The sequence below is a fragment of the Bacillus sp. FSL W8-0102 genome (assembly GCF_038007225.1).
GTDB lineage: Bacteria > Bacillota > Bacilli > Bacillales > DSM-4216 > Bacillus_O > Bacillus_O smithii.
Window position 1 is genome coordinate 2099641 of the sequence record NZ_JBBOWT010000001.1, and the last position, 18495, is coordinate 2118135.

16 protein-coding genes and 2 pseudogenes are annotated in these 18495 nt (G+C 40.6%); 3 read left to right on the plus strand and 15 right to left on the minus strand.

Annotation, left to right across the window (positions count from 1 at the left end; genetic code table 11):
* Nucleotides 1–897 precede the first annotated feature (897 nt).
* The 4 genes from N1I87_RS10070 to glsA all read right to left on the minus strand — a co-directional run bounded on the left by N1I87_RS10070 (nucleotide 898) and on the right by glsA (nucleotide 5310).
* The gene (locus tag N1I87_RS10070; protein WP_341101544.1) at nucleotides 898–1764 is read right to left on the minus strand and encodes an energy-coupling factor ABC transporter ATP-binding protein; all 867 of its coding nucleotides are present in this window, start codon (nucleotides 1762–1764) and stop codon (nucleotides 898–900) included.
* Nucleotides 1764–2186, minus strand: a complete 423-nt coding sequence (locus N1I87_RS10075) for an energy-coupling factor transporter transmembrane component T family protein (RefSeq protein ID WP_341101545.1) — start codon at nucleotides 2184–2186, stop codon at nucleotides 1764–1766. Before N1I87_RS10075 ends, N1I87_RS10070 begins: the two co-directional genes overlap by 1 nt.
* A gap of 195 nt (nucleotides 2187–2381) precedes the next feature.
* Nucleotides 2382–3479, minus strand: coding sequence for an NAD(P)H-dependent flavin oxidoreductase (locus N1I87_RS10080; RefSeq protein WP_341103353.1), 1098 nt, complete (start codon nucleotides 3477–3479; stop codon nucleotides 2382–2384).
* Between the two features lie 901 nt (nucleotides 3480–4380).
* Nucleotides 4381–5310 carry a glutaminase A gene (gene glsA / locus N1I87_RS10085; RefSeq protein WP_341101546.1) on the minus strand — a complete coding sequence of 310 codons (930 nt, stop codon included), beginning with the start codon at nucleotides 5308–5310 and terminating at the stop codon, nucleotides 4381–4383.
* A gap of 297 nt (nucleotides 5311–5607) precedes the next feature.
* Here glsA and N1I87_RS10090 point away from each other — a divergent pair, with 297 nt between their 5' ends.
* Nucleotides 5608–5904 carry a hypothetical protein gene (locus N1I87_RS10090; protein WP_341101547.1) on the plus strand — a complete coding sequence of 99 codons (297 nt, stop codon included), beginning with the start codon at nucleotides 5608–5610 and terminating at the stop codon, nucleotides 5902–5904.
* 185 nt (nucleotides 5905–6089) lie between these two features.
* Here N1I87_RS10090 and N1I87_RS10095 read toward each other — a convergent pair whose 3' ends face one another.
* The 10 genes and pseudogenes from N1I87_RS10095 to N1I87_RS10140 all read right to left on the minus strand — a co-directional run bounded on the left by N1I87_RS10095 (nucleotide 6090) and on the right by N1I87_RS10140 (nucleotide 14550).
* Complete coding sequence (locus tag N1I87_RS10095; RefSeq protein WP_341101548.1) at nucleotides 6090–6929, minus strand: pirin family protein; 840 nt, start codon at nucleotides 6927–6929, stop codon at nucleotides 6090–6092.
* Between the two features lie 405 nt (nucleotides 6930–7334).
* A pseudogene (locus N1I87_RS10100) lies at nucleotides 7335–7478 on the minus strand (zinc ribbon domain-containing protein); the annotation flags it as partial.
* Between the two features lie 59 nt (nucleotides 7479–7537).
* A complete protein-coding gene (locus N1I87_RS10105; protein ID WP_040037972.1) occupies nucleotides 7538–8719 on the minus strand; it encodes an IS701 family transposase in 1182 nt (393 codons plus the stop codon).
* Nucleotides 8720–8839: 120 nt separating this feature from the next.
* Nucleotides 8840–9817: pseudogene (locus tag N1I87_RS10110) on the minus strand (RNA-guided endonuclease TnpB family protein); the annotation flags it as partial.
* 11 nt (nucleotides 9818–9828) lie between these two features.
* Entirely contained in the window at nucleotides 9829–10227 is a 399-nt protein-coding gene (gene tnpA, locus N1I87_RS10115; RefSeq protein ID WP_003352529.1) for an IS200/IS605 family transposase, read from the minus strand.
* Nucleotides 10228–10279: 52 nt separating this feature from the next.
* A complete protein-coding gene (gene xth, locus N1I87_RS10120; RefSeq protein ID WP_341101550.1) occupies nucleotides 10280–11053 on the minus strand; it encodes an exodeoxyribonuclease III in 774 nt (257 codons plus the stop codon).
* 330 nt (nucleotides 11054–11383) lie between these two features.
* Nucleotides 11384–11812, minus strand: coding sequence for a cell wall hydrolase (locus tag N1I87_RS10125; RefSeq protein WP_003352805.1), 429 nt, complete (start codon nucleotides 11810–11812; stop codon nucleotides 11384–11386).
* 517 nt (nucleotides 11813–12329) lie between these two features.
* A complete protein-coding gene (locus tag N1I87_RS10130) occupies nucleotides 12330–13115 on the minus strand; it encodes a formate/nitrite transporter family protein (RefSeq protein ID WP_327798077.1) in 786 nt (261 codons plus the stop codon).
* 272 nt (nucleotides 13116–13387) lie between these two features.
* Nucleotides 13388–14188, minus strand: coding sequence for a formate dehydrogenase accessory sulfurtransferase FdhD (gene fdhD / locus N1I87_RS10135; protein ID WP_341101551.1), 801 nt, complete (start codon nucleotides 14186–14188; stop codon nucleotides 13388–13390).
* A 17-nt stretch (nucleotides 14189–14205) separates the two neighbouring features.
* The gene (locus N1I87_RS10140; protein ID WP_270583661.1) at nucleotides 14206–14550 is read right to left on the minus strand and encodes a DUF2294 domain-containing protein; all 345 of its coding nucleotides are present in this window, start codon (nucleotides 14548–14550) and stop codon (nucleotides 14206–14208) included.
* Nucleotides 14551–14883: 333 nt separating this feature from the next.
* Here N1I87_RS10140 and fdhF point away from each other — a divergent pair, with 333 nt between their 5' ends.
* On the plus strand, nucleotides 14884–17820 hold the full coding sequence (gene fdhF, locus N1I87_RS10145) for a formate dehydrogenase subunit alpha (RefSeq protein ID WP_341101553.1): 2937 nt from the start codon (nucleotides 14884–14886) through the stop codon (nucleotides 17818–17820).
* Between the two features lie 21 nt (nucleotides 17821–17841).
* A complete protein-coding gene (locus tag N1I87_RS10150; protein ID WP_003352797.1) occupies nucleotides 17842–18327 on the plus strand; it encodes a DUF1641 domain-containing protein in 486 nt (161 codons plus the stop codon).
* 16 nt (nucleotides 18328–18343) lie between these two features.
* On the opposite strand, the gene N1I87_RS10155 is transcribed toward N1I87_RS10150, so the two are convergent.
* Nucleotides 18344–18493, minus strand: a complete 150-nt coding sequence (locus tag N1I87_RS10155) for a hypothetical protein (RefSeq protein ID WP_341101556.1) — start codon at nucleotides 18491–18493, stop codon at nucleotides 18344–18346.
* Nucleotides 18494–18495: the final 2 nt, after the last annotated feature.

An 18495-nucleotide genomic window follows, 5' to 3' on the forward strand; every position in this document is an offset into this window, starting at 1 on the left:
TGAAAAGTGTTGGCCATCTACAAATGATCCTCATTTATCAAGTTCATTTTACCACACTTATTCAGTAAATTGTGGTACGTTTCACCTTGTATTCGTCATTATTTGATACTTATCTAAACAAGCATGGAAAATCTTGATTTTCCCGTTAAAATCCTTTAATAGATCAATTTCTTTCTAAAACGGTAAAATAAGGTTGGAACATATAAGCACATTGCGAAAGGATATTATACGGGTGCATAAGTTTACAGATTGTTAAGGTCTTGTTTTAATAAACTGACCAGGAGAATGAACCGGTAGAAGCACTTTATGAGAAGGATTTTGATTCGTCTTCAATATTTTTGAGGAAATGGAAGTTTCTTTTTCTTGCAAGATAAATGATGTCTGTCGACTCCTTTGTCCAATATGAACACCTATTTCATACGAAGCCTTTCTTCGTTAGAATTTCTGACGGTTGTTGCGCCTTCTCATTAATCATGATGGTTTGATACCTTCTTTCATTTATACTCATAAAAAGTGGCAGTGGTTTAACTTGCTTTGGATCAAATGATCAACCGTATTCCGCTCAATCGATGTTCGTTGATATGGTATCTAGCATAATCGAGATTGTTTCCGGGAACCATTATCGCTTGTACAAACATATCGACCTTTTTTGATCGATATTCTAAACCAACTTGAGACGTTTTGCGATCTGTCATCAATAGTTATAAACACACTTCGTTTCTTTCCCGCACTAGGGACAATGATGTTTTATCCTATTTCAACATAATTGAAAACGTCTCCCGATCTTCCCCTCGTCTCTGAATTTTTTTACTCTGGATTCTTCACAGAACTATTCAAAGTAAACGTAAAGCCATTCATTTGATTCTGACTAATCCCGTATAAAGGGCGTGAGTCTTTTCATCCGGAAATTTTGCCTGAATTCCAACTTTTTATAGAGCTAATCTTTTGAAACAATTCTTCTTTGATTTGAGGGATCGCTTCATTTGCAGAAAAAAATTTTTCTTGTACGAGAAATTGGAAGGTTTCCATAACCCATGGTGCATCTAAATGAGCTTTTCTAATCAAATGAGCTTGTTCAAATACGGTGACCGGATCGCCATAACACAAGCTTTCTCCATCATGCATGATGATAATTTCATCAGCCCACTGGTAAGCTAGATTCACATCATGGGTAGATAAAATTATGGTTTTTCCCTGTTTTTGGATGTGATCTAATACCTTCATGATTTGTTTTGAAAAATAAGAATCGAGTCCTGCTGTAGGTTCATCCAGAATGATGATTTCAGGATCCATGGCGAGCACCCCTGCTATGGCAACGCGTTTTTTTTGTCCTAAGCTTAAAAAATGGGTTGGCTTATCGCTAAATTCTGTCGTTTCTGTCTGCTCCATGGCCCATTCCACTTTTCGCGACACTTCTTCCTTTGGCAGACCCAAATTTTGCGGGCCAAAAGCAATATCTTGAATGACATTAGCCGAGAACAATTGAGAATCCGGATCTCGAAAGACAATTCCCACATGCTTGCGTAATGAAAGAAGCGATTTTCGATCATATTTCACTTCTTTGCCTTTAAAACGAATGGTTCCGTTTGTCGGCTGCAGAATACCATTCAAATGCAGCAGCAATGTAGATTTCCCGGCTCCGTTATTGCCTAATATGGCTATTTTCTTTCCCTGCTTAACCGTAATGGAGAGGTTTCTTAAAGCGATGGTGCCATCCGCATAACAATGAGTTAAATTTTCGATGTCAAAAAGAATTGGCTGCATTATAAAATTCCTCCAAACTGTACATAGATAAAGGCCATTCCTGCCAATATGAATAAGATGATAAACCAATTGACAGGGGAATAACGATAAGATGGATCAAAAAACAAAATTTCATCTCCGTAGCCTCTGGAATCCATGGCAATGGATAATTGTTTCGTCCGTTCAAACACTTTTAAAAACAGGATAGAAATCAACAGTCCAAGAGATTTCATCCCTTGTCGTATCGTGATATATCCTAGTCGGGAAGACTGTGATTGATAAATATTGATCGATTCTTCCATGATGACGAAAATGAATCGATACGTTAAGGTAATCAACTCAATAAATATAGAATGGATTGGATGGCATACAGGAAAGAGAAAGTCATCGAACCGTGCGTGACTTGGGGCAGATATTTCCTTCATTACATTGAGGTTGCACAAGCTTCATCATCCGCTCTCTCGTCATCCTCTTTGCGGTGAAAGATTTGAGGCAAGCTTGTGCAAAATGTGGTCATGATAATCTCGGATATAACGAATCAAACCACCGGCTTCATAACGTAATAACTCCAATTTCACCACCAGGCCTATTTCATCACATACTGAATCCAGATGCTTTGAAAACAAAAAATACGAAAACTATTTTTCACTGTTTACTTTTTGGAACTCTATTGATTTAAGGCTTTTTTCTACTTGATCGACCACCGAATGGATCAGTTCTGCTGCCGTTACATGTTGACTAAGACGTGGATTTTGTCCGCACCAGAGTGACATCCATTCTCTTTTTCCTTGTTTGGCAGCTTCTTTTCGGATGTCTTGAGTGAGGTTATTTTGAATAGGATACGGCGGCAATTCACTCTCATAGTTTTTCATCATCCTTATAAATTCATTGTTCACCCCTCTTGCCGGCTTGCCACTGAAGGCCGACGTGATCGCTGTTTGCTCTTCGCTGCTGTTTAAAATTGCTTTTTTGTGCAATTCATGAGCTCCGCTTTCCTTACAGGTCACAAAAGCTGTTCCCATCTGAACGGCTTGCGCTCCTAATATTAGCGATGCCAGCACACCTCTCCCGTCCATAATCCCGCCGGCCGCGATCACCGGAATCTTCACCCGATCGGATACTTGCGGTATTAACGCTATGGTTCCAATCATCGCTTGGTCAAATGATTCCGCAAAACTTCCTCTATGTCCACCCGCTTCACTTCCTTGGACGACAATCATATCCATCCCGGCGTCTTCATTTTGTATGGCTTCGTTTACGGTTGTAGCCGTTCCGATTACCACAATATCGTTTTGTTTTAATTGCTCGATCACATTTCTCGGCGGAATGCCAAATGTAAAGCTTGCGACGGGAATTTTGTTTTTTATAACAATTTGAATCTGTTCTTCAAAAGCGGAGTTGTTCAGTATCGGATCTTCTTTTTTCTTTTCGATCCCCAACTTTTGGCGAATGGGTTCCAACAATTGATTTGCTCTTTCTATTTCCTCTTGAACAACAACCGGATTTTCAGGGACGAACAAATTCACCCCAAATGGTTGGTCAGTCCACTCCTTTACTTTTTGAATGGATGATTCCAAATCTTTCGGAGTCATATAACCGGCCCCGATCATCCCCAAACCTCCTGCATTCGATACAGCCGCAACCAATTCAGGCGTAGTAATTCCGCCAGCCATCCCGGCTTGAATGATGGGATACTTTAACGATAATCTTTTCGTCACTTCCGTTTCATGCCACATCATGATAAACCTTCTTTCTTTAGGAATATACTGACTTTTCTTTATATTAAGTTTATTATTTGCCATCCCCAATGTAAATACAAAATCCATCGGCTGAAAATCGTAAACAAACAGGAAGAGTTTCGACAGAAATAAATGATTTCAAAATGTCAACGGCTTGAATCTTTTCTGGCAAATCTTTTACCCATAATGGAACTGAAGACCGACAAAATTGTTTCAATTTGATGGATTTTGCAACATAGTGATTGTGAAAATACGAAAGTCTTATATAATAATAGTAGCAAGATGTTTTGACTAATTGTTTTTCAAAACAAAAAACAGCGGGAATAATAAAAGTCCCCCTGCTTATTAAGTATGGGTGATGATCTTTAACGATTCAAAGCAACGAATTTTAGATGGATAACAGCCACACGTGAGAAAAGGAATCATACATTTACAAATCAATAGCGCAGTTCTTCGTTTTTCTTTGAATGGCTGCTCCTTTCAACTTTCATTCGTTGCCCTTATCATTGGAATTCGAGGAAAGGAGAGAATGACCGTGTATTTTGCTCTTATGACTTTGTTGTATATTGCCTCGGTTGTAATACTATTTGTCGGGGGATATCAAATTATCAAACATGAAGAAAAATAAAAACGCCACCATTGCGTTTGAGTTTTCCCCTCTTCTTTTTTCTCCTTCTGTTTGACGGAAGAGGGGGAATTGCTTTAAGAACCGAACCTTCTTTTATCTTTTCATTTCATTTATAACCATCTTTCGGTCGAAAAACTTATCACAGTCACAGGTGAAATGTTGCTGCTTCTAAATAATTCGCCGTTTTGCGATCACAAAAGAAAAGCGGGTTGTTTGACCGTTTCTCTCCTTTTTTGAGTATCTGCTCGAAATGACGCGAATAGGAGAGTGTTAGAACATACTCCAAGAATACTTCTTAGACAGCATTTCCAACAATTTCACTCCCGCTATGCTGTTTCCTTTATGATCTAAAGCCGGGCCGAATACTCCGATTCCCAATCGATTAGGCACCGCTCCCATAATTCCGCCCGAAACCCCGCTTTTTGCCGGAATCCCTACTTTAGAGGCAAATTCACCGGAAGCGTTATACATACCGCATGTTACCATAAACGTTTTGCAAAGTCTCGCTATATCGGCCGGCAGGAGTCTTTTGCCAGTCATCGGTTCTACCCCGTCCATCGCGAAAACAACCCCTATTCTAGCCAAGTCAAAACAGTCCAATTCAATGGCGCACTGTTTCGTATAAAGACAGATCAGTTCTTCCACATCCTCTGTGATAATTCCATCCTGCTTCATGTAATAGCAAAGAGAACGATTGATAAAAGAAGTTTCAAACTCCGATTTCGCCACTTCCTGAGAATAAGTAATTTTTGAATTTCCGGTTAATTCATGTACAAAGTGCAAAATGCGTTGAAATCGTTCTTCGATGTTTTTTCCTTTAATCATATGAGTCACAGCTAAAGCCCCGGCATTAATCATCGGATTTAAAGGTTTGGATGGGTTGTTTATTTCCAATTTTAAAATAGAATGGAAAGGATCTCCTGTTGGTTCATATCCGACCTTATGAAACACGGATTCTTCCCCGCAATCCATCAGTGCCAATGCAAGAGTGAGTACTTTCGAAATGCTTTGCAATGTCATTTTTTGTTGTATGTCCCCTGCCGATAGGCACGTTCCGTCGGGGTAGTATATAGCTACTGATAAGTCATGAGGATTCGCTTTTTTTAAAGCGGGAATATAATCAGCTACCGTACCGTATTTTGTATAATGTTTCGCTTCCAATAATAATTCATTTAACTCTTCGCTTGATTGACAAGACAATGTTCGTCACCCGCTTTATCATTTGAATCTTAAAGAAGAGACACATCAGTTCTAGTATAGGTCAAAAGGAGAATCTCTAATCTTGTATCTTCAAACCGTTTTTTATCAATGCATCAGATCTTGTTGCAATCTTTTTGCTATCTAATACATACAACACCATTCCGAAACGCCATTCCGAAACTTCTTTTATATGATAACGGAAAGATCTATATGGAGAAGGGGATAAGATCCGCATGGTTAATTGTTCTTTGGATATACTTCTAAAGAGGCATTTTTAGTGAAAAGGGAGGAATTCAGTTGGCAAAAGAAAATTTTTCAACGAATACGACAACTCCTCATTTTGTCCAAAAAAAGATGGAAGAGATTTGGAGTTCAACATGCGGCTCGTGGCAAAATTGTAATAACGCGACCATTTCGTCTTTCTTATCTCAATGCTTGGAACACAATATCGATCCACAGTTCTGCTTCGATTGGATTTCCCAACACAGCGACGAAATCCCCAACTGGTCTACTATTTCGAATACCGCTCGTGAATGGGTCAATCAACATACTTCTACTGGTTCACCCCTCTCTTCTGAGAACGGCATTTCTTAAAGGCCGTCACCTGTTGCAACAGGGGTCATCGAATAAGAATAAAAAAAGAAAGGGCAATATGAAAAACCTCTTTCCTCTTGTGAACACTCATCCAAGTTCATTTTTTCATCTGCTTTATAAGACCATAGGGTGAGGAAATGATGCAACTATTCCCTCACTCTTTCAATGCCGGATGACGGAAAAAATCACTGTTGATGAAATTTTCCGTTTTGGAAATCCAATATTGCTTGGCGAATCTCTTCTTGTGTTGTCATCACAAACGGTCCGTACGCTACCACCGGTTCATTGATCGGTTCACCGGCATACAATAACACCCGCATCTTTTCTTTCGCTGTTATTTTAATGATACTATCTGAATCTTCGTTATCCCTAGTTAAAAAGAGCACTTGTCCGGCACGGCCTTCCGTTTCATCCACGCCAAAAAATCCGCTTCCTTCCAAAACATAAAGAAATCCGTTATAGCTACCCGGAAGATCCTGAACTATGCTAGCTTTCGGTTCCAAGTCGATCTCTACCATCGTGATAGGCACATGGTTCAGGGTTTTTGCTTTTACACCTTGAGAAGAGCCTGAAAAAACACGTATGACGGCCCCCTCCTCTTTCCGTACCGGTACGCTTTCTCTTTTTAAGTTCTGATAACGTGGTTCAGTCATTTTCTTTATTTTTGGCAAATTAATCCACAGCTGCAAGCTGTGAACGGTGGAACCAGGCGCCGGATCTTCTTTATGAATAACCCCTCTTCCTGCCGTCATCCATTGAACATCTCCTGCTTCCAATTTTCCTTTACCCGCTTGATTGTCTTCATGTTCTAATGTTCCGTCGATCACATATGTCACTGTTTCAATGCCGCGGTGAGGGTGAAAATCAAAAGCTCCTTTTTGGAAAACATCTTCCATCAACATCAAAAATGGATCATATTCTTTCCAATTTCCTGGTTCTAATACATATCCATTTTGATGGATGGGATTGTTTTGTTTTAGTTTTAAGTTTACTGATTGAATACGGCGAATGCCTCGTTCATTCATCGTTGACCCCTCCTAATGTCAAAATTGAATCTAACCGATATTGAACGGTTTGAATAAATCTATCCACCTAGGATATTTTTTTGGCGAATTTCAAAACGCATGAATACACGGGATAAATCATCAAGCTCCGAATCGCCGCGATTTATCATTCTCTCTACGGTTCTTTTATTTCCTTTGCAAAATGCAGTACTTGCATTGCATCCTTTTATAATCTCGAGAAATCAATCTCCAAGACAATCGGACAATGATCGCTTCCCATCACATGAGAGTGAATATCAGCCGTTTGTGAACTACCCTCCACTTACCACCCTTGCGGGTCGCTTGAAGTGGGGGCTTCTCGGGTAATCCTATCTAACGATAAGAAATTGACCGAGCTTACCCTCTCGTTCCGAAAGTTATTATTCTTTATGCTAATATGCGTAATCCTTCATTTTTGATATTGATTGCTGAATTGTGATCACGATCTAATACAAAACCGCAAGAACATTCATATACACGTTTAGATAATGGCATTTCTTTTTCCTTGCCACAACAAGAACATTTCTTACTGTAGTTGAGCAATTTTAATTACAATAATTACCATGTAAAAGAGACAAACAGGGTACCCCTTATGCCACGTGGAGCTGTTTTTTCACGGTATCAATGGGAATATTTTGTTTCGCTGCACGGTAAATGAACTCCACGAGGCTATGTCCTTTTCTCTTGCGCAGAAGATCGAGCCCATCAGAAAAATCGCTGTTCGACTCGAACATGCTGTACACGTAAGCAAGCTGCACCAAGATCCAGTAGCGTTTCACCGCCCGACGTCCGCGAACGCGGTATCCATCGAGTTTCAGCTGGTCTTTCGCTTGACGGAAAAAACATTCGATCGACCAACGCTGGGCATAGTAGCGCAAGATCTCTTCATCGCTTAGATCCCGGTCGGTGCTCAAGACGCAGTGAAGATGTTCCGATGTCATCGGCTGATCGGCTTTCCAAGCGAGCAGCACCACGGCATCATCGAGACCTTTGAGAGAGCCTTCGTAGCGATAAACCCGATAACGCTCTTCTCCCACCGTGACGAGGTGAGTGTCTTTCGGTTCGATGTAGCGGGCAAACTCCCTCACCTGAACCGCAATGCCTTTTGGATAAAGAAGCCGATTGGCCTTGAGCATTGCGATTACGTGGAATCCCTTTTTCAGACAAGCTTCCACGAGCGTTTGCGATGGATACCAAGAGTCCATCAGCACATAAACAGGACGGTGTACATCCAAAGAAGAAAGCATCTCGATCGCGAGTTCCCCCTTGCTTTTCCCAGCCGCCTTGTCGTAGAGGCGGAACGCAAAGGGAAAAGCCTGGGTCATCGTATGAACCATGAGCCAAACGAGAGAATGTCCCCAGATCGACTTTTTCTCTGTGTGAGAATAGTGCCAATCACACCCTTGAATGGCGTGCGTTGCCTGTGACGAAGGCTTGGTTTTTTGGCAAATCGTATCATCGATCGAAACAAAAAGGGGTTGATTCTCCTGTTTGGCGATGCGTTCGACACGACGAAGCATCCACTGTTGAAGTTTGCGAAGCAGCGTCTCTTCATCCCAAGGGCTTTTCGTGAAAAAATGGCTGAGTGTCGTGCGGTGGTTCGGATGAAAGCTCCAATGATGAAGATCGGTCAATGTTCCCGCAAATCCTTTGGTGGTCAGCGCATCCACGATATGAACGAGATGCTTCATGACAGGTTTTGAAAAATAAAGTGCCAACCCCAACATCGTGAAAAACTTGTGGATTCCTTGATGATGTGCTAATCTATTCATGAGACATGAACCTCCTTGTGAATAGTTTTGGTGACACATCTATTCTAATCAAGGAATCGGGTTCATGTCTCTTTTTTTGTTTGGTTGTAAATTTATGTTAGCGAATTTGCTCATCTATAGTTTCTTAGTAGAAGGGAACCACTTATCGATTTTTACAAGTTGTTTCCCTTGTTCTTTTAGCTTGTATTCTAAGAAAGTAGTGAACATACCCCAGCCATTATCATGAACACTTTTTCCAAAATTGAGGGCTTGAGACATTCCTTTCATGTCTAAGTCCTCAATGATAACTGCGTCATAGGTTGATGCTAATTCTTTTGATTTATGGTGAAGAAAATTCTTGCGTTGATTGGCAATTTTCTCTTGTAACTTTGCTACTTTCAAACGTTGTTTTTCCCAACGTGCAGAACCTTTTTTTCTGCGAGAAAGAATTCGTTGTGCTTTTGCCAGTTTGTCTAATGCTTGTCGATAGTACCGTGGGTAATTGGCTTTCTCACCCTGTTCACTCTCGACATATAGACCGTCCATAGCAAAATCTAAGCCAACTACTTTTTGAATCTTTACTGACTGAATATCTTTCTCGTATTCTGTCAAAATCGAAATATAATATTTACCTGTCTTTGTTTTAGAAATAGTACAAGATTTGATTTTATAATCAGCAGGTATTTCTCTATGTCGGTTCATTTTCATTGGCTTTTTGATTTTTGGTAGTTTGATATGACCATTTTCTAGCTTAATATTGCCGTTGACCATATTGGTTGTGTAAGATTGTTTATTTTTCTTGCTTTTGAATTTAGGAAACTCCGCACGACCTTCAAAAAAGTTCTTATAAGCATTTTGCAAATTGATCTGTGCGTTTGCTAAAGCTAAAGAATCCACTTCTTTTAGGAATGGAAATTCATCTTTGTATTTCGCTGGTGTCGGGAATGCTTGTTGTTTAAGCGTTTCTTTATCGTTTTTGAATTTCTCATACGTTTCCTTACGTTCTTCCAGCATCTTATTGTAGACAAAGCGAACACAACCAAATGTTTTGGCTAATTGGATTTTCTGTTCTTTATTCGGATACAAACGAAATTTGAAGGCTTTGTTTTGTTTGGCCATATCAAATCACCTCACTTCTGACCTTGATTTTCAATGTATTTTTTTATGACTTCTATTGGTGCACCGCCTGTTGTAAGCAGGCAAAAGCTTCTTGACCAAAACATCTCTTTCCATAGTCTTTTTCGGATATGAGGAAAGTTTTTCTTTATCAGTCGAGAACTTGCACTCTTATAAGTATTGATGAACTTCGATAATTCAGAATTAGGATGTGCTTTGAATAGGATGTGGATATGATCCTTATCATGATTCCACTCTGTCAAAGTAATGTTGTATTTTTTTCCGATCTCAATGAACATATCTTTTGCAAAATCAGATATTTTATCGGTGAACACTTCTCTGCGATACTTTACAACTAATACAAGATGATAATGTAATAGGAACACTGAATGATTATTACTATCCAATTTCATTGATATATCAATCCTTTTTTATATATAAGACTGATTATATCAAAACCTTTGGCTAAAGCCAACCGAAATTCATCTCCCACCTACTCATTGGGCTACGCCCTGCACATTCCTTGAGGATGGGAGACTTCTTTCGGAAATCCGTTAAAAAACTGGATAATCTGTTGGATGCAATAAAATAGTCGATTCGCCAGCCAATATTGCGCTCTCTTGCTTTATTGATATAGGACCACCATGTATAAGCCCCTTCTTTTTCGGGATAAAAATATCGAAACGTATCGATAAAGCCGGCATTCAGCAATTCCGACATTTTCGCCCTTTCTTCTTTTGTAAAACCTGAATTTCCTTGATTGGATTTCGGATTCCTTAAATCGATTTCTTGGTGAGCGACATTGAGATCCCCGCATAAAAGAACAGGCTTGTCCTTATCCAAATCGATGAGATAACTTCGGATTCGATCTTCCCATTCCAAACGATAAGGAAGCCTTGCCAGATCCCTTTGTGAATTAGGGGTGTACACATTCACCAAATAAAACTTTGGAAACTCCAATGTTATTATTCTTCCTTCCGGCTCGTTTTCAACGTCGCCCAGTCCGTAATGAACGGCTAAGGGCCTTTCTTTCGTAAATACAGCAGTACCGGAATACCCTTTCTTCTCTGCATAATTCCAGTATTGATGGTAGCCTTTTAAATCCAATTCAATTTGTCCGGATTGCAATTTCGTCTCTTGAACACAAAAGATATCTGCATCCACTTCTTGAAAATAATCGAGAAATCCCTTGCGTACACAAGCCCGAAGGCCGTTGACATTCCACGATACAAGTTTCATCAGCTGATCCTCTTCTCCTCACTTGTGAATGTTTCGATTAAATCATCACTTTCTCTACTATACTACTACGAAAATAAGCAATTCACACCCATTTAGCCTTTAACAAGTGGAATCATCTTAAAGTGAAAATGGTTCAAAAAACCGTTATTCGTGAATATAGGAATTTTCTTGATTGCTGAAGGTTGTAAGGTTTCATTCAAAGAATAAGTAATTTTTCCGAATCCTAACAAAAACCGTCCAAAGAGAGGACGGCTTTTTGTCATTCTAATCGTTAAGATTTTTTCGATTGGCGCTACGGTGTGTGGGGTTATTTCTCTTTCCACCCGCGTATTAAAATGTTAAATAAACATTTAAGCATTCTTCTGCTGTTGGCTGATAGAAACAGTGCAATTTGTAGCGGCCTGCCAACGGCTGATTGTACCAACGCGGAGGACAATCGCCCTCTGGCCGAAAATACCATAAACTGAATTTTGCCGGCCAGTGCCTTTCTCCATTTATCACCCTTCTTGCTAAACGCTTTTCTTTTTCTCTCGCTCTTTGATAAAAGTATCCATATAAAACGGCTTCGAAAGCATGTGGTTGAAATACCATTTGCGGAATGGTTCGAATTCCTACGAAATCTGAACAATTGGCCCTAATGCGATTGATGCCTACATTCCCCACACACAACATTCCGTAATCGCCTTCGCCTTCTGCCTCAGCTCTGATCAATCTCGCTAAAAGGGCGACGTCCGATTCTCTCGCCTTTACAACGGCCATATTGCCACCTCCCAATTCGTCTCCTTTATCATATTGCGTGATTCCATGAAAGATGACGATGCAATTAGAAAAACCTTTAAAATGGCCTTGTTGGAGCTGAAACAATATTTGGTGATCGGCTAGTTTAGAAGATGGATACAGTGAACGAAATACGCACCAACACTAATCAAAAAATTCATTTCAAAAATGGTTCTTTTTCATGCGCCATCTTTGTCTTGTTTCCGTAAGAACAAAGAGTTTTCATTCCGCTTAAAAATAAACAATGAGACATGATTGGACCTTGATTATTAGGAAACCGTCCTTTTTACTCGTCAAAGGCAAGAAAGGGCTATGATCGGCTCATGAAGCCAATGCCGGCATCAGAAACATTGGAATATTCTGTTTGATAGTGAGATGACATATAGTGTATAGGAAGAAAAAAGGTTCATTCTAGTCAGAAACATTTACATTAGCCTCAAAGAGAAGAAAGATAAAAAAGGCAGGACATAAAACGTCCTGCCTTTTTTAACCATTATTCTTATTCCCCCGCAGCTTTGTTTTGTTTTTGATAAGCAAGGAAATAAGCAAGTCCAACAAAGATAGCTCCACCTATGATGTTGCCAATCAAGGTTGGAATAATATTTCTAATAAAATCAGCCCATGAAAAATGTCCCGCAAAAATGGCAGCCGGAATCACAAACATATTGGCGACCACGTGTTGAAATCCAATAGCCACAAAAGCCATAATTGGAAACCAAATTCCGAGTATTTTTCCAGCAAAATCATCAGCCCCGTAAGAAAGCCAAACGGCCAGGCAAACCAGCCAGTTACAGCCAATTCCAGAGACAAGAGTTTGCCAAAAAGTTTGATCTAATTTTCCTTGCGCAATAGACACTGTTTTATCCAAAAACGTTCCCGTTTCCGTTAGACCCACAACATGTCCAAAGAAATAAGCAACAAAAATGGCTCCTATAAAATTCATAATGGTAATGACAATCCAGTTAGCGATTAATTTCGGAACGGTCACTTTGCCCGCATAGACAGCCATAGCAACGGACATAATATTACCCGTTAACAATTCAGATCCAGCCAATAATACTAAAATAAGTCCCAACGGAAACACCGCGGCGCCTAAAAAATTGCCAAAACTTCCCCACTCTGGCGGCAGATCCCCGGTGACCCGAATATCAAGCAAATAACCAAGTGCGATAAAAGCACCGCCGAAAAATCCCAAAATCAATAGTGCCGGCAAGGATTCTTTTGTTTTTTTCACCCCCGCGTCGATCGCTATACTTGCAATTTTGTCCGGCTTGTAAAACGCCATCCCCATCATCCCTTTCTTCAAAAAATATCAACAACCACACAACCCTTCACCCCATGCAAAGGGCAAGATGGCTGCTTCCTTTACCATACCAAGACAAGATATTACAAAACATGTACACCATATCCATATTTACCTATATTTTTATGGTTCATGAAAACGATGGTAATTATAACAAAACAGATGGCAGCATGCAAACTCTTTTGAAAATGAGAGTCAAAAGCCGACCTCCCCGTTCTGTCTCTCGAAACTTACACGGAATGAAATCGATATGCCTATTTTTCCAGATCGATGATGCGTTCCGGATGGGTATAAACATTAAGCGAACGATTGCGAATAAAACCGACTGCCGTAATTCCCAAATCCTCCGCTAGCTGAAGCGCTAATTCCGTAGGTGCTGATTTGGATAAAATGACTTCGCAGCCAATTTTCGCTACTTTAAGCAAGATTTCCGAAGAAATCCGTCCGCTAAATACGATGATTTTATCTCCTATTGGAATACTATGTTTTAGGCAATAGCCATATATTTTATCCAACGCATTGTGGCGCCCGATGTCCATTCGACTTAATATTATTTTATGAACATCACATAGCGCCGCATTATGAACGCCGCCGGTTTCGCGAAACGTTTCAGCTGATTCCTGCATGGTATTCATCAATCGAAAACAATCGTCTATGGACACTTTGACTCGAATATCCTTCATTTTTTTGGCCGTTAAAGCATCGTTGACGAATACGAAACCTTGTCTGCTCACTCCGCAGCATGAAGTGATATATCGCTTGTTTTGAAAATTCCGGTAATAAGGGTTGATATTCACCGTCTTGACATGGACAAATCCTTCTTTCTCCTGCACCCATATATCTTGGATATCCTCATATCGACGTATCACCCCTTCTGAAGCTAAAAATCCTATAACCATATCTTCTATAAATTCCGGAGTGCATACCATCGTCACAAATTCTTGTCCGTTTACTTTCACTGTCACCGGGAATTCTGTTACGACTTTGTCTTCTTTTTCTTCTACACAACCGTTCTCAAAACGAAAAATGTTTCGGCTCACTTCGATCGGTTTCATGATCCGATCCTCCTTTTTCAAGTAATGTTTTGATCAAAAATAAAGACCGAAACCGCTATATCCTCTTCCACTTTGATATCAGAAAATAAGTACAAAAGCTTAGCTCCTATCACTTCTTCCATACCATCAGGAGGATGAATCGAATATAATTCCTGAATCATTCTTGTCCTCGCCGTATGGACCATTTCTTTTCCTTCCGGCGTGTTGGCGATAAATTTTTCTGTTGGCGTCAAATTGCCGTACAATGTGGAGACCGCCATATTCTCCACAAACACCGTATGAATTCTCTCCGGCCCTTTCCCAAACAGCTCTTTACGAAGTTTGCGGATAATATCATTGAATTCGTGTATCTTTTTAGACATCCCTTCCCCTTCTTTCATGAAATTCCATAAATTTTACATGTCCTATCATAAAACATCCCTTTCAAAAAGAAAAGCTAGCTAGCTTGGAAAAAGAATTAGAAAATGGAAGTTTCATTGTAAAGTATTGTCTATTTTTCAAATTAGCACTATAATAACAGTTGAATTTAAAGATGGAATCATAACAAGGTCTGTTATGATTCTATCGACTCACATATCAATGGATGGTCTGTTAGCAAGTTCTGCTAATAAACTAATCCACCATGAAAGCGGCTTGTCAGTAGGCGTTGCTTTTCATGGTGGATTTTTTTGTGTTTGAAAAAAGGAGGTAATAAGATGGATAATCAAATGATCCACGTCACGATTAACGGTCAGATATTTGAGGCCGATCCGGGATCAACCATATTAGAAATCATCAATGCCAACGGGATTGAACATCCTCAAATATGCTATGTGCCGGAAGTGGATCCTATTCAAACGTGCGACACCTGTATCGTCGAAGCGGATGGAAAGCTTGTACGTTCTTGCTCGACACCTGCTGTGGACGGCATGAATATTGAACTATCATCCAATCGTGCCAAAGAGGCGCAAACTGAAGCAATGGACCGTCTTTTAGAAAATCACTTGTTATACTGCACAGTTTGTGATAACAATAACGGAAACTGCAAACTGCATAATACGGCCGAACTAATGGGAATTGAGCATCAAAAATATCCGTACCGACCAAAAGTGGATAAATCCGAAGTAGATATGTCCCACCCGTTTTATCGTTATGACCCTAATCAATGTATTGCTTGCGGTCAATGCGTAGAGGTCTGTCAAAACCTTCAAGTGAATGAAACACTCTCCATCGACTGGGAAGCTGAACGTCCACGAGTCATTTGGGATGACGGCGTACCGATCAATGAATCATCGTGCGTCGGCTGCGGCCAATGTGTTACCATCTGCCCTTGCAACGCCTTAATGGAAAAATCCATGCTGGGCGAAGCTGGATTTATGACGGGGTTGAAAGAAGACATGTTGGAGCCCATGATCGATCTTGTGAAAGAAGTGGAACCTGGATACAGTGGTATTTTCGCTATTTCTGAAGTAGAAGCCGCTATGCGGGAAACCCGAACGAAAAAAACGAAAACGGTTTGTACTTTCTGCGGTGTCGGTTGTACATTTGAAGTCTGGACGAAAGGACGCAAAATTTTAAAAGTACAGCCTAGTCACAATGCTCCTGTCAACGCCATTTCTACATGTGTAAAAGGAAAATTCGGCTGGGATTTTGTCAACTCCGAAGATCGGTTGACCAAACCATTAATCCGTAAAAACGGTGAATTTGTGGAATCCACTTGGGAAGAAGCTCTTGATTTAGTAGCAAGCCGACTGGGATCGATCAAACAACAATATGGTTCAGGAGCTTTAGGTTTCATCTCATCTTCCAAAACCACTAATGAAGAAAACTATCTCATGCAAAAATTGGCCCGGCAAGTATTTGAAACAAACAATGTGGATAACTGTTCCCGCTACTGTCAATCCCCTGCAACAGACGGTTTGTTCAGAACTGTTGGGATGGGAGGCGACTCTGGAACGATTAAAGACATCGCAAAAGCAGGACTTGTTATTATTGTCGGAGCCAACCCAGCAGAAGGGCATCCGGTGCTTGCGACTCGCGTAAAACGTGCTCATAAGCTCCACGGACAAAAGCTGATTGTAGCTGATCTCCGTAAAAATGAAATGGCAGAACGCGCAGACATTTTTATCAGTCCAAAACAAGGCACAGACCAAGTATGGTTGATGGCCGTTACGAAATATATCATTGATCAAGGTTGGCATGACCAAGCGTTTATTGATGAAAACGTTAAATATTTTGATGAATTTAAAGAACTGCTTGAAAAATATACGCTTGAATACGCAGAAGAAATCACAGGCATTTCAAAAGAAACGCTCATTCAAGTGGCACAAATGATTCATGAAGCGGACGGTACTTGTATTTTATGGGGTATGGGAGTTACCCAAAACGTAGGAGGTTCTGAAACGTCTGCAGCCATCTCCAATTTGTTGCTCGCCACCGGAAACTACCGCCGTCCTGGTGCCGGCGCCTATCCTCTCCGCGGTCATAACAATGTTCAAGGAGCTTGCGATATGGGAAGCCTTCCTGGCTGGCTGCCTGGATATCAACATATTACCGATGATGTGGCTCGTGCAAAGTTTGAAAAAGCGTACGGCGTTAAAATTGATGGTAAACCAGGACTTGACAATATCCAAATGCTTCATGCAATCGAAGAAGGCAAATTGAAAGGCATGTACATTGTTGGCGAAGACATGGCGCTTGTCGACTCCAACGCCAATTATGTTCATGAAATGCTTTCAAAGCTTGATTTCTTAGTTGTTCAAGATATCTTTCTTTCAAGAACGGCTCAATATGCGGACGTTGTTTTGCCGGGAGCTCCTTCTCTTGAAAAAGATGGAACGTTTACCAATACTGAACGTCGTGTTCAAAGATTATATCAAGCACTTCCTACACTGGGAGACTCCAAACCGGATTGGTGGATTATTCAAGAAATTGCCAATCGTTTAGGAGCCGGTTGGAATTACAGTCACCCAAGCGAAATTTTTGCAGAAATGGCTAGTTTGTCTCCGCTCTTCTCCGGTGCAAGCTATGAAGTTCTGGAAGGCTGGAACAGCTTTTTATGGGGAAGCCTTGACGGCAAAAATACTCCGCTTCTTTACGTTGACGGTTTTAACTTTCCTGATAAAAAAGCGCGTTTTGCCTTGTCTGATTGGGTTCCTCCCGTTGAGTTTCCTGAAGAATACGATCTTCACATCAACAACGGTCGGCTTTTAGAACATTTCCATGAAGGAAACTTGACCAATCGATCCAAAGGTATCCGTTCTAAAGTGCCGGATGTCTTCGTGGAAGTATCGCCTGAATTAGCAAAAGAGCGAGGAATTAAGGACGGATCAATAGTTCGTTTAGTTTCTCCATTTGGAGCGTTGAAATTGCCTGCACTGGTTACCAACCGAGTAAAAGGCAATGAGCTCTTCTTGCCTATGAACTCAACGTCAAAAGAGTCAGCCATTAACTTTTTAACAGGGACAGCGGTCGACGGTCGTACCCATACACCAGCATATAAACAAGCGAAAGTACGGTTGGAAGTATTGGATGTAGATGGGAAGAGTCCGCTGCCGAAAACCAATCCACGCAACAAAAAGCGCCATCCACAAAATGGTGTAGAGGTATATCGCAAGTGGAAGCGGCGTGATTTCGTTCAATTAACAGACTAATAGAAAGGAGGAATTCTAAAAATGGCGGAACCCATTACCTTTATTCGCAAAAAGGAAATGACGAAAGAAGAGCAAATCCAGCAAAAGTTGGATGAACTGAAATCCCTTCTGGCAGATCATGATGATGATTTGACGAATTTGCTTAAGATAATCGGCGAATTGAATCAAGCAGGATTGCTGGAAGCCGCAAATGCTATGCTTCAAGCGCGGGAAAAAATCGCCAAAATTGCTCTTGGTCAGGTGTCACGTGAACCGGTAACCAATTTGATCAACAACTTAATGGGAGTAGCAGGTGCCGTTTCCAATATAGACCCCGACTTCACCGCAAAACTAATGAATAGCATCACGAACGGTATAAAGGAAGGAAATCATCATCTGCAAAACGGCGATAAAGTAAAATTCCGAGATTTATTGAAAGTCCTGAACGATCCAGATATTAATCGTGCGATTGGCTTTGGGCTCCACTTTCTAAAAGGAATGGGCCAAGGATTAAAAGAAAATGGATGACATCCATCCCTCTTATTTATAAAAAGAGGCTGAGCGGAATAGCCCCTATTTTCTGCTCAGCCTTTTTTCGATTTGGTGCGGAGAAAGGACGTTCCATTCGCCTTTGTGTATTCTTTTTCAGTTTTGCCTGAATTTTTGAACTGATTTTTTCGATCGCTTTCATCACTG

Coding starts and splice junctions, on each gene's coding strand:
- N1I87_RS10150 (WP_003352797.1), top strand. CDS start 17,842: ATGGCGGAACCCATTACCTTTATTCGCAAAAAGGAAATGACGAAAGAA.
- N1I87_RS10140 (WP_270583661.1), bottom strand. CDS start 14,550: ATGTCTAAAAAGATACACGAATTCAATGATATTATCCGCAAACTTCGT.
- N1I87_RS10130 (WP_327798077.1), bottom strand. CDS start 13,115: ATGGCGTTTTACAAGCCGGACAAAATTGCAAGTATAGCGATCGACGCG.
- N1I87_RS10080 (WP_341103353.1), bottom strand. CDS start 3,479: ATGTGGCATGAAACGGAAGTGACGAAAAGATTATCGTTAAAGTATCCC.
- N1I87_RS10105 (WP_040037972.1), bottom strand. CDS start 8,719: ATGAATAGATTAGCACATCATCAAGGAATCCACAAGTTTTTCACGATG.
- tnpA (WP_003352529.1), bottom strand. CDS start 10,227: ATGAAATTGGATAGTAATAATCATTCAGTGTTCCTATTACATTATCAT.
- fdhF (WP_341101553.1), top strand. CDS start 14,884: ATGGATAATCAAATGATCCACGTCACGATTAACGGTCAGATATTTGAG.
- N1I87_RS10070 (WP_341101544.1), bottom strand. CDS start 1,764: ATGCAGCCAATTCTTTTTGACATCGAAAATTTAACTCATTGTTATGCG.
- N1I87_RS10125 (WP_003352805.1), bottom strand. CDS start 11,812: ATGGCCGTTGTAAAGGCGAGAGAATCGGACGTCGCCCTTTTAGCGAGA.
- N1I87_RS10095 (WP_341101548.1), bottom strand. CDS start 6,929: ATGAATGAACGAGGCATTCGCCGTATTCAATCAGTAAACTTAAAACTA.
- xth (WP_341101550.1), bottom strand. CDS start 11,053: ATGAAACTTGTATCGTGGAATGTCAACGGCCTTCGGGCTTGTGTACGC.
- fdhD (WP_341101551.1), bottom strand. CDS start 14,188: ATGAAACCGATCGAAGTGAGCCGAAACATTTTTCGTTTTGAGAACGGT.